The organism is Brevibacillus sp. (genome assembly GCF_003521185.1).
GTDB lineage: Bacteria > Bacillota > Bacilli > Brevibacillales > Brevibacillaceae > Brevibacillus > Brevibacillus parabrevis.
The window spans coordinates 16459-28744 of sequence record NZ_DOTK01000061.1 but is presented as its reverse complement, the minus strand read 5'-3'; the positions used below and the strand labels follow the sequence as shown (position 1 = coordinate 28744).

Sequence of the window (12286 nt, the reverse complement as noted above, 5' to 3'; positions counted from 1 at the left end):
CAGTTAGGTGTTGACAATCCACCTTTATAGAGCATCTCCGTAGAAAATCCAGGGTTTTTTAGGGGGAAATGAATGAAATTAATTGCAGTACCACTTAATGGTATCATTTTACAGTTGTTTTGCAAATACCACTTTCTTCTTGAAATCAACAAAAGGGCTTGCTCCAAATGTAAGAGGCAAAACTTGAACAATAAATCGAATTTATCTATGGAAAGGGTTGGATAATATTAGATGTTTGAGTAATTTTATGTTAGTGGATGAAAAAGTCTTGTTGGTCCAGACCGTACAAAGAAATGGGTAGATGAGATGGAGGATAATGTTTTATTATAGGCATGAGAGCGAATGCTTACTCTTTGGCGGGGAAAAATAAACAAGATGAGAATAAGCTGATTTTCGAGGATAGGCTGCGATTTTCGACAGAAAATGAATCCTCGAAAAAAGAGCAACTTCTTGTTGGCATTGAGTAGGAGGAAGGCCTTGTCGTGACTGGGGTTAAGCATGTTAGTCAAAGTCGGTTACATTGAAGACCCGAGAAGTTAGGGGACTGAAACTTTCTAATCGCGGCAATAGCTGCATCCGTCGCCTGCGTTACATTGAAGACCCGAGAAGTTAGGGGACTGAAACTTGTAAATCCGCGTTTTTCTCAATTTTGCATACCGTGTTACATTGAAGACCCGAGAAGTTAGGGGACTGAAACAAATCACTTTTGGAGAAGCTCTTGATGTCCTAAAAGGTTACATTGAAGACCCGAGAAGTTAGGGGACTGAAACAAGGAGGACAGATACGTATGGCAAAAAGTAAAACACGTTACATTGAAGACCCGAGAAGTTAGGGGACTGAAACCATCGATGTATGGCCGCATGATTGCCATGTAACGTTGTTACATTGAAGACCCGAGAAGTTAGGGGACTGAAACTCGCGCCGGATCAAGCTGGTAAATGATGAAGATGTTCGTTACATTGAAGACCCGAGAAGTTAGGGGACTGAAACCACATATGAACATACTTCATGGTTTCTTCTATCGAAGTTACATTGAAGACCCGAGAAGCTAGGGGACTGAAACAGCGCGATCATCAAACCCGCTACGATGACGGTTTCAAGTTAGATCCAAGCTCCGAAGAACAGGAGATAGATGGATTGCAAAGAAGGGAATATCAAATCAGTTCGAGGGGAAACAGGTATCCATTACAATGAGCTGACTTCATGGAACGAAAGATACTGAGCATCTCTAGAATTTTAAATTTTTTGATCTTTCATCAGATAAACAAAATAACGAATTGCTTCTAAACGGCGTGGAATTTCGGTTTTGGATACAAGCTTCATGTTGTACTTGTCCGAAGGTTTTGTGAGCTGATTTTTTATGTATAAATCATTTCGAAAATTGGAAAGAGGGTAATCCCGCACATCGTGGAGAAACAATATTAGGGAAATTCGAATGTATCTTGTATCTAAAGGTAATATAGAGAAACTGTAACTGGCTTTGCTCCAGAGTTACTTTGTAACCTAAACTATCATTTACCACTGGTCAGACGACAATTCGACTTAGCGAACCACATAAACCTATAGCTGAAAGTAGAGCAATGTTTTATTATAGACAGGAGAGAGAATGGTTATCCTCTGGCGGGAGAAAATAGACGATATGGGGTACTCAAATATAGACTTTCGAGGATAGGCTGGATTTTTTAACAGGAAATCAATCCTCGAAAAAAGAACGATCTCTTGTTAGTGTTGAGATTAAGACAACCCTTGGTAGAAGTGGATTCGTTTGCGTTAACCGAGGTCGGTTACATTACAGACCCGAAAAGCAAGGGGACTGAAACTGTGTGTGGTCAAAAGAGTAGCTGTTCGCCCGGTTGGGTTACATTACAGACCCGAAAAGCAAGGGGACTGAAACTGTATTTTCGAAGTAAGGCTTGCCGTACAAGATTTCGTTACATTACAGACCCGAAAAGCAAGGGGACTGAAACAGGTTGCAAATGCCTGCAAGGTAATCTCATATTCACGGTTACATTACAGACCCGAAAAGCAAGGGGACTGAAACTCGTCGCAACCGCCGTAGCAAAGTGGTCGTTACTCAGGTTACATTACAGACCCGAAAAGCAAGGGGACTGAAACCGGTAAAAAAGCCAACTTCCATCATGACTCGCGATGGTTACATTACAGACCCGAAAAGCAAGGGGACTGAAACACACGAATGCACAAGTGACCATCCAAACAGTATCTACACGTTACATTACAGACCCGAAAAGCAAGGGGACTGAAACCTTAGAAGTCACAGCAACAGCAGGGACTTTCAAACCGTTACATTACAGACCCGAAAAGCAAGGGGACTGAAACTGGTTGTCAATCGCCCGCACTTTTAACTGATGTTGGGCGTTACATTACAGACCCGAAAAGCAAGGGGACTGAAACCGGACAAGCCGGGGCGTGTGATCTTTTATGTTAAAACGTTACATTACAGACCCGAAAAGCAAGGGGACTGAAACCGTGTTCCTCGATCCGCCGCAGCAGTGGGCAGTATCGTTACATTACAGACCCAAAAAACAAGAAAACTAAAACCGATAGACTGATAAGCGTAGCAGCAGCCGAGTGCCAAGTGCCGAGGAGACTGAAGCACTGCTCGATCATATGTCCAACCAGTTCTTTTTTCCGATTGCATGAAAAACCCGAAACCCTAGAGACCCCGACTCGAAGTCGAGCGTTTGCCTCAAGTACATTTAGTTTTTGCCCGACCTTTACGCTGATCAACGAGGGAATTGTCTGAATTGCACGACAATAAACAGTGGAACCACTCCCTTATCTTTTGATCGCGCCTTTCCCAATACCTGAGCAATCTGTATAAACCGATATGCATGAATCGCTTCTCAAAAAATCAGCATCTCATAACTATCAGCACTCTCCCAACATTAACCTCTCTGCCTTTACTCATGCAGAGAGTTTTTGTTTTTCTCAAATACCGTTTACTCCATCAATTTTCGGACGAGACTGAATCTATCCTACTAAATGCTAAATGGGAGTGGATGTTTGTGCAGGTAGTAATTGATGAATACGGATACGCCTTGCGTAAGACCAGTGAACGGCTAGTGATTCGGGACAGGGAAAAGAAAGTTGTGCAGGAGATTCCCTTTTTTCAAGTGGATGATGTTGTGATTTCTTCCAAAGGCGTTTCGATTTCGTCGGATGTGGTTGAGAAGTGCATTGAAAACGGTATACATATACATTTTTTGTCCAACAGAGGGGAACCTTTTGCCAAAGTAGTCTCTCCTTTCTTGCAAGCGACGGTGGCTACAAGAAGGGCACAAATACAGGCGTACAATGATGAGCGTGGTGTGAAAGTCAGCAAGCATTTTGTTCGGGCAAAAATACGGGCTCAAGCCAGTCTCGTTAAATATTGGGCGAAAAATCGGAGAGACAAAAATGAGAATTTGCAAGCGATGTTTCAAACAGCCATCTCCAATTTGGAGCACAAGCTGGATGAATTGGAGGAAATAAAGGGAGCAAGTGTTGATGAAGTTCGCGGAACGCTAATGTCCGTAGAGGGACGTGCTGCATTTGCTTATTGGGAAGTTGTGAAGTGCTTAGTACATCCTGATCTTGGCTTTCAGGGGAGGGAACATCGGGGAGCGAGTGATCCCGTGAATCTTGCCTTGAACTATGGATACGGTTGTTTGAAAAACGAAATCTCGAAGGCCGTTCTCTTGGCAGGACTGGAGGAGTGTGCAGGTTTTCTTCATGTTGATCGGTCTGGCAGACCTTCCTTTGTTCTTGACTTTATGGAGGAATTTCGCCAACCCGTCGTTGATAGAACGGTGCTCTCCATGTTTACCAAAGGATTTGCGCCCAAAATGGAGGAAGAGGCTCTGCATGTGGAAAGCCGACGGGTAATTGCGCAAGAAATTCGGGAGCGTTTGGAGAGCAAGGACAGGTATGAAGGGAAGAAATATCAACTAAAGACGATCATTCAGAGGCAAGCTTACCATCTGGCTACTTATTTCAGAGGCGAGCGAGAGTACAGGCCGTTTGTCTGGAGTTGGTAGCGATGCATCTACTTGTGATCTACGACGTGCAAGATGATAAAGTCCGGAACAGAGTAGCCAATGCCTGCAAAGACTATGGCTTATACCGCGTGCAGTACAGTGCTTTCAAGGGGGAGCTTTCGCTCAACCGGATGCAAGAATTGTTTTTACTTTTGAAAAAGATTCTTGGCGTAGACGTGGGAAACATTCAGATGTACCCGATGTGCGAAAAAGATATAAAGCAGGTGAAAGAAATTGAAAACGTCCACTTTCTCTGAGAACCGCACTTTCCATGACGGGTTGGAGTTGAATGTCACTGATTTGAAGCAACACTTGTATTGCGCGCGCATTCCTTATTATTTTTATGTGATGCCAGTTCCCCGACCAGTGTCCTACAAAATGAATCACGGTGTAGCCGAGCACATTGAGTTGGATCGTCTCGAAAAGCGAAGAGGGTATCGCTCGTATGGGCTGACAGAAGGAGAGCGATTGTTTCACCTGCAATTGAAGAGTGAATCTCTCGGCTTGTATGGCAAGCTCGATTTGACGATTGCTTATCAGAAAAAAGGGATGACCCACTATATTCCTGTGGAATTTAAATACACGGAAAATCGTATTTTTACAAATGCCAAGTATCAGGCAACCGCGTATGCCATGTTGCTGGAGGAGCATTTTCAAGTCCCTGTTCAGGAAGCGATTATTTATCAAATTCCTACGAAAACGGTACATCCTGTGAAAATAAATGATGCTATGCGCAAACATGTCCAGGACAGCCTGACCGTCATTCGCCGCATGCTGGAGAGTGAGGCGTTCCCCGAACCAACCTCGCGGGCACGCTGTCATGATTGTGAGTACCGGAGATATTGCAATGACATTTACTGAGCAAAATAGCATTGCTGTACTGGAAAAAGCTGTGCGGGAACGGAAAAGCGTCGTTTTTATCGGAAGCCACTCTGTATTCATCCAGCAAAGAAAACAAGAACTGCTACAGGCGACAGGCGGATATATCGGAATCAAGTGGCTGACGTTGCATCAGCTGGTGGATCGTATTATGCAACAAAATGGGCATTCGTACGTTCGAATCGACCAGCCAATGCGGGAGGATTTGGTAGAAACAGTCATGCTTCGTCTTGAAGAAGAGGGGAAAATTCCTCTGCTAAAGAATAGCTTGCGTCATGCAGGAATGGTTAAGTCTGTTGCCTTGTGGATGGAGGATTTGGAAAAACGTCCCCAAGAGAACTGGCGCTCTATCTTGAGAAGCGTCGCCCTGCCTGTTCTGGCAGAACTCGGTCTTGTCTATGAAGCTTACGTTACACTCGTGGAAAATCGTTCCGTGTCTTACAAGGAAGCCGGACAACTGATGGACATGGCAAGTGAATACTTGAAAGAGCCATATACAGTAGCTGATTTGTCGACGGAGCTTGTCATTGTAGAAGGGGATTTTCCCGAGTTGCTTGAAATTGCAGGCATGTTGGAATCCATCTCCAGACTGCCCACGGAAGTCATTTTCACCTCACCACATATAGCAAGCAACACGAGCAAGTCTTTTAGGTGTTTAGTGGGAATGAATGTCTATGATGAAATGCAAACAATAAGCGAAGATATTATTCAGCGGCTTAACGAAGGCTTTTTGGCAGAGGAAATCGCTGTTGTTTGCCCAAATGATGGTTACCTTACAGTGGCGAAGCGCGAACTGCGAGCGAAAGGTGTGCAGGTAAAAGAAGCGGGAAGCAGCTCTTTGTTGAATTTGTCAGTGACGAAGCGGCTTTTGGCAGTAATGGAGCTGAAGAGAACCGACTGGAAACGCACGCACCTGCTGATTTGTGCCAGTTTATGTTCCAAGATGGCTGGCATGTCGGATGCAGAAGTCGCCTGGGGACGGGCTGTCATCAAAGAATCGGGTGTTGCTGCGGAGTTTTCCCGATGGCTTGCTTTGTTCAAGGGGCAAGCAGCACGAAGTCGGCTCCGCAATCACTATTTGACAGAAGCCGGAGAGAGCCAGCTTGTTCAAGCGTCTGAAAGCTATGCTCAAAAGTGGGTCAAATTTCTTTTCTGGTTAAGACGGCGTCTTCGAGCTTTAGCAGATGATGAAACGTGGGAGAATCATCTCACTAGCATGTTAGAGTGGATCGATCAAGACGAAAAGTGGATGAGAAAAGGAAAACGAAGCGCCATCCAGAGTATGGAGTACGAAACAATTCGGAGTATTTTCCGAACACGTCGGGAAATTGCCCTGAGTGTTCCCGGTGAGGAACAGGGAAGATTGATCAGTCTGGAACGAGTGATGAAATGGCTGCGTCAACGAATGGCCTTTCATCAGCTGCCTTGTGATACGAAGGGGGAAGGAGTTCATGTCCTTCTGGCGGATCAAATCTCTGGGGCAAAATTTGCTTGTACATATATTGCCGGGTTGGCTGATGGCATTTGGCCACAGTCATATACTCCACACTGGATTTGGCAATTAGTTGAGCAGGACCGATCAATCACGAATGTGAAGCTACCCTCCGCTAGTGAGCAACGTCAAGAAAATGATCGGCTGTATGACCTGGCGGTGATGTCTGGTCAACGGGAGGTCATCCTGTCCATGCCTTTGCGAGGAGAGCGTGGGCGTCCGACAGTTCCAGCCGATTATTTGAAAGAACGTTTTGGAGAAGCAGATTGGCAGTACGTCGTGGGCAAAAGTGATAAGCCAAAATTCAACAAGATTACGAAGAAAAACAGTTTCAAAACAAAAAGCACGGTCGCCCCACGCTTTTTTGACGAGCGTGTACCGATCAGTGTGACAGGAATAGATGATTACGCCAAATGTCCATTTGCTTACTTTGCCAGTCGTGTGTTAGCAGTAAGAGAAGAAGTAGTACGTCATGAAAGGTTGCTGCCAACAGATATCGGGAGCATCATCCATCATGTTCTTAGACTGCTGGTTGGGGAACAGCTTAATGCTGTCGATGAGCTTATCCAGCAGGCGGCTGTTTATTTGGACGAGGAACTGCAAAGGTATGAACGAAAGTATTGTCTCCATGGTCCAAAATGGGAAGGGCAGTGCAGCAGCCTCAAAAAAGAATTGGAATCGTTCCTTTTGAAAGAAGGCGATCAACTGTTAAGCAGAGAGGGAATCGTTCAACTTGCCGAGTGGGGATTTGGACGAGTGCATTTGGAAAAAATGGACCCCCGTTCAACAGGAGAACCTTTGCTGATTCGCAAAAATCAAAAAGAATTGCGCCTTTCGGGGATTATTGACAGGATTGAACTTGCTTGCGATAGATTCAAAATTATTGATTACAAGCTATCGAAAAGTCCAACCAGCCGGGAGATGGAGTGCGGCTCTGATCTGCAAATGGCATTGTACTTGATTGCCTTTGAGAGCATTGATCCTGAAAAGGCTCAATCAGTGGAGGGAAGATTTTCTGTTTTAAAAGATCAGGGGAGCGGTGGGCACATGGTCTTTTCATCGAAAGCGGAATTTGAAGCTTATAAAACAAGTATCGTGGAGCAGCTTTTCCAGTTGAGGGAAGCGATGGCTTCGGGAGATGTCTTGCCGCGCCCGCGTTCTATTTTGCAGTGCAAACAATGTTCATTTCAAAGCGTTTGTCGAAGGGATGAAGGGAAGACATGGAGAAGCTGACGGAGTCACAGCGACTGGCGGTTGAAGCAAAAGGTTCCCGGATTCTTGTTTCGGCGGGCGCGGGGGCTGGAAAGACGCGGGTATTGACTGCACGCGTACAACACCTGATTGACCACATTGGTATCGCGCCGGAACGGATACTGGCCCTGACGTTTTCAGATCAAGCGGCTAACGAGATGAAAGAGCGAATAGATCGCAAGCTGGGAAAGACAGACGTAACGGTCCTTACTTTTCATCGCTTTTGCGGCAGGATTGTTAGGGATAACCCGCTGCTGGCAGATGTAGACCCGGCGTTTGCCATGTTGGATGAGTCTACATCCCATTCATTTTTGCGTGAAACGATCGAACGGGAATTATACAGCGGCAATTCCGATGAGCTGATCCATTGGGTGGAACAATGTGGCCCAAAAACGGCACTGGATCTGTTTCTCGCTTTTTATGAACATTGGCGGGAGACTTCGTATAGCCTGGATGCGCTTCAGGCAAAAACAGAAGCGCGATTGGCCGATGAGGTAAGAAAGTGCCAGGAGGAAATACAAACGATCATGAGTCAACTCCATATCATTTCCGAGGGAAGTGCAGTTAAAGCATCAGGAACGCTGGCACGAATGGAAAAAATCTTGGCGGCCTGGCAGGTCTATACTCGATTAGGCTGGCAGCGCCCTCATTCAAGAGCGTCAAAAGAGGAAACGGTGTACTTGCAGGCGGAAAAATGCCTGCACAGTTTGTTCGGTGAAGTGACAAGAAATGTTTCTAAGGAAGTCAAAGATTGTTTTGGGAAACTGTCTGTATGGAAAAAGGATCAGCTTTGGAGAGAGCTTTTGACGGATCAAACGGCACGCTTCCGTGAAAGTTTTTTTGCCTGGATGGAGAGGACAGATCAAGCTTATCACATACTGAAAGAAATTTATGGCTGGTGCGACTTTGCCGATTTGCAGAGAAAAGCGTATATGTTGCTTCACGATCATAAAGAACTGCGCGAAAAATATGGCATGATGTATACGCATGTCTTGGTTGATGAATACCAGGATACCAGCCCGATTCAACAGCAGATTCTGGAGCAGCTTGAAGCAGGAAGCGACAGTACAGCATCTTTGTTCATGGTCGGAGATGCAAGGCAATCCATTTACCGATTTCGCGGGGCAGATGTAAGCGGATTTGAACAGATGCGCAAACAGCTGGGAGACAGTGATGCGTACATTTCCATGCGGGAGAATTTTCGTTCTGCTCCTTCCTTGGTGGCGTTTTTTGCAGAAATGACCAGACAATTGTTCGGGGACGGGGAGATCGTCTCAGGGTTGTCTGAGTCCCGTTCATCCAATCAACCAGTTGTGGAAGTATTGATCTCTGCATTGGAGGAGGACTGTGATCCTCGGGAAGCAGAAGCACGGTTAGTGGCTCAGCGTATCAATGAATTAGGTCCTGCATTATGGGGAGATGTTGCCATCCTGTTACAGACGCGGACTCATCTAGCCAAATATCAGCAAGCTTTGGAGGAACTGGAGATCCCATATGTCGTGCATGCAGGAAATGGGTACTGGAAGCGACAGGCTGTCCACGATCTTTATCACCTGGTTCGCTTGGTGGAAAATGTGGAGGATGACATTGCATTGCTCGGTTTTCTGCGCGGGCCGCTTGTTGGCTTGTCTGAGCATGGCTTGTGGAGGGTGGCAGAGCAAGCTGGACTGAGGCAAGGCTTTTTGAACTTCATGGAAAATGAAGACATCAGTTGTTCAGCAGAAGACCGAAAGTGTTTGCGGGAGGCAAAAAGAATATTGCTGAGAGCAAGAAGCCTTCATAAAGTAGCAGGACTGGCTGATTGGCTCCATATGCTCTTGTATGAGGAAGGGCTGGCGGAGCAATTGGGCTTTCCGGATTTTGCCCCAGTAATCGCTTTGGCAGATGAGCTGGAGAAGCGAGGGGAGTTTCATCTCTCGGATTTGCTACTCTGGTGGCAGCGGCTTCGTGAAGGGGACGATAAGGAGGATACCCAACAAAAAGAGAATGCGCACGGCAAAGTCAAAATCATGACCATTCATGCAGCGAAAGGGTTAGAGTTTCCGATTGTGTTTGTCCCTGACCTTTCCCATCGGTACACAAAAGGAATCGGGAGGCTGCATTTCAGTCGCGATTGGGGCTTGGCCAATCAGCATTATCATCAGGACGTCAAAGAGTGGCTCCCTACACTCGGCTATATTCGTGCTTGCGAAGACGAGCGCAAAGCCGTGATTGACGAACAAAAGAGATTGCTGTACGTTGCCATGACACGTGCGCAGGAACAGCTGATTTTCTCTGGGGCTGCCGCCTCTTTTACGGATAAGCCTTCCATTGAAGAGTGCTCCAATTGGTTTGATTGGCTCCCGTTTCTTGTTCCCGAGTTGCGGAAAGGGGCAAGCGATCAGGTGATACGAAGACCGGACTGGAGTTTGCAAGTAAGGGTGGGGATGTCGCATGAGCCATTCTTGCGTGCGACGCAGAAAGTCACTGCGATGGAAAAGCTCGATTCTCCAACAAGTGAGAAGCATGTAACCGCACGGAAAAACCGCTTTTCGCAACGAATATGGAGCGTGTCAGAATGGGTCGAGCTGTTGGCAGATGAACAGAAAAAGCAGAAGAGGAACGAGTCTGTCTCCTATTGGCGTCACGAAAGCAACCGTTTGCAGGCATACGAATGGGGCCATGTCTTGCATCGGATATTGGAGCATTTGCAAGGGGACCATGACCTGGATTATGCTTGCGAGCATCTTTTGAAAATGGCACTGGCTTCGATAGGACTGACGAGTCGGGAGGCGCATGAAACCGCCTGGGAGCACGTGAAAAATGATGTAGCGACCTACATGAAGAGTGAACTGCATAAGGAATGTCGTCGGGCGAAGACTCTTCACAGTGAAATGCCGTTTGCAATCCGATTGTTCGGAGACGATCAGGACAAAGGCCCCTTGTTGCTGAATGGAGTCATGGACAAGGTATGGGTAAGGCCAGACGGCAAGGCTACCATCGTGGATTTCAAAACGCACAAGTACAAAAATGCGGCACAGGCCAAACGAATTGTCGAAACATACACGCCTCAGCTTCAACTGTATGCGCATGCGGTAGAACAGTTGCTGGGGTGGCGAGTGGACCGTGCGGGTCTGTACATGACTGCTACTGGCAGTTACATGGAAGTCCCTTGCGATTTGCGAGCAAGAGGAGTGTTATTCGAAAAAATGCACGAAATCTGGACGAAAGCAGCCATTGTCCCTGAAAGCGAGAAGCGCCTTTTTTCCTTGTGAGGAGGCGTTTTTTGCCGTTGATGCATGGAGGAAAGTTAGAAGCAATCCCGAATTTATCCAGATAAGACCCGATCAAGGGGACTGGCAAGGAGGCTAACCGTTGTTTGAAGAACTGAGAATTGCGCAATATCGTTTTACTTTGGAGGCAGGGGAGCAGGGGCTGGAGCTGCCGGCCTGGAAGGCGTCGACTTTTCGCGGAGCTTTTGGTCACGTGTTCAAACGCTTGTCCTGTATGCATCCTGAGCAAGCTTGCAGCTCCTGTACAGCCTTATCTTACTGCGCCTATCCGTACATTTTCGAAACCAGACCGGACCAAGAGGACGGGTTTATGGGGAAATACGATCAAGTCCCTCGTCCATATTTGTTAGAGGTGCCGCAGGATAAGCAGACGCACTATGAAGCAGGCGACTTGCTCACGTTTGATTTGCGGCTGTTTGGCAAGGCGATTGATTACGCTCCTTTGTTCGTGACGGCTTTTAAAGAGCTGGGGCGGGAAGGGATCGGCAAAGGCAGAAAACCGTTTCGGCTCATTCATGTGGAAAACAGGGACGAGTACAACGGGAAGCATCGAAGCATGTACATGAATCTTGAGAGCGGGATTGTGCACCAGCCAGTTGTCCTGACAGGTAAAGAGATTATAGAGCGGGAGCGTGCTCGGATAGACGGAGCTGGTGGCGTGGAGAAAGTGATGATTTTTTTTGAAACGCCTTTGCGGTTGAAGTGGAAAGGCCAATATACGACTGATGTGCAGTTCTCTGTGTTGTTTCGTACCCTTTTACGCCGTATGACAGGCTTGCTGCAATTTCATCATGATGTTCAGCCAGAGTGGCCGATTCGTGAGCTGGTGGAGCGTGCGGAGAGAGTGAGACTTGTGGAAAAGCGGGTCAAGTGGCTTGATTATGATCGGTATTCTGTGAGACAGGATGTCAAGATGAAGATGGGCGGAGTAGTGGGATGGGCTTTGTATGAAGGGGAAATTGCGGAGTTTCTACCGTGGTTGAAGGCAGCCGAGCATACCCATGTTGGGAAGAATACTGCGTTTGATTTGGGGCGGGTGAGAGTATTAAGGTAGATGTGGATTTTACCATGATAGGGTTGCAGTAATGTAGTCAGCATATAATAAGAACATTGATACGAACGTAAAAATCCTTTTAAAGTGGAGAAAAACGAATGTTGCAGAAGTAAAAGAGGCAAGCGTCTTTTAGTTAAATTGGATTTTATGTATAATATATCCAAAAGGCAGAGCAGCCTTTTGAATTGGGATCCCATTTTTAACCATACCTATTTTTTATTTAAAATAACCAAATATATAATTTTGAATTTATTGATGAAGTACAATCGCAATCCCTTATTCTTAAATACAATTTGAGTGA

At 46.3% G+C, this 12286-nt stretch carries 6 protein-coding genes and 2 CRISPR repeat arrays; all 6 genes read left to right on the top strand.

The window, feature by feature from the left end:
- Window positions 1-514: 514 nt before the first annotated feature.
- A CRISPR array of direct repeats spans window positions 515-1063; the repeat unit is 37 nt; unit sequence GTTACATTGAAGACCCGAGAAGTTAGGGGACTGAAAC.
- 719 nt (window positions 1064-1782) lie between these two features.
- A CRISPR array of direct repeats spans window positions 1783-2486; the repeat unit is 37 nt.
- A 540-nt stretch (window positions 2487-3026) separates the two neighbouring features.
- Window positions 3027-4037 (top strand): CRISPR-associated endonuclease Cas1, encoded by a 1011-nt coding sequence (gene cas1 / locus DEP07_RS18765; protein WP_208715229.1) that lies wholly within the window; start codon window positions 3027-3029, stop codon window positions 4035-4037.
- A gap of 2 nt (window positions 4038-4039) precedes the next feature.
- Window positions 4040-4294 carry a CRISPR-associated endonuclease Cas2 gene (gene cas2, locus DEP07_RS18760; RefSeq protein ID WP_122965509.1) on the top strand — a complete coding sequence of 85 codons (255 nt, stop codon included), beginning with the start codon at window positions 4040-4042 and terminating at the stop codon, window positions 4292-4294.
- Window positions 4272-4898 (top strand): CRISPR-associated protein Cas4, encoded by a 627-nt coding sequence (cas4, locus tag DEP07_RS18755; RefSeq protein ID WP_287102879.1) that lies wholly within the window; start codon window positions 4272-4274, stop codon window positions 4896-4898. The genes cas2 and cas4 overlap by 23 nt, the downstream gene beginning before the upstream one ends.
- Complete coding sequence (locus tag DEP07_RS18750; protein ID WP_274874844.1) at window positions 4885-7641, top strand: PD-(D/E)XK nuclease family protein; 2757 nt, start codon at window positions 4885-4887, stop codon at window positions 7639-7641. The genes cas4 and DEP07_RS18750 overlap by 14 nt, the downstream gene beginning before the upstream one ends.
- The gene (locus DEP07_RS18745; RefSeq protein ID WP_287102878.1) at window positions 7629-10913 is read left to right on the top strand and encodes a UvrD-helicase domain-containing protein; all 3285 of its coding nucleotides are present in this window, start codon (window positions 7629-7631) and stop codon (window positions 10911-10913) included. Before DEP07_RS18750 ends, DEP07_RS18745 begins: the two co-directional genes overlap by 13 nt.
- Before the next feature lie 100 nt (window positions 10914-11013).
- Window positions 11014-11985, top strand: a complete 972-nt coding sequence (gene cas6 / locus DEP07_RS18740; RefSeq protein ID WP_287102877.1) for a CRISPR system precrRNA processing endoribonuclease RAMP protein Cas6 — start codon at window positions 11014-11016, stop codon at window positions 11983-11985.
- The last annotated feature ends 301 nt before the right edge of the window (window positions 11986-12286 follow it).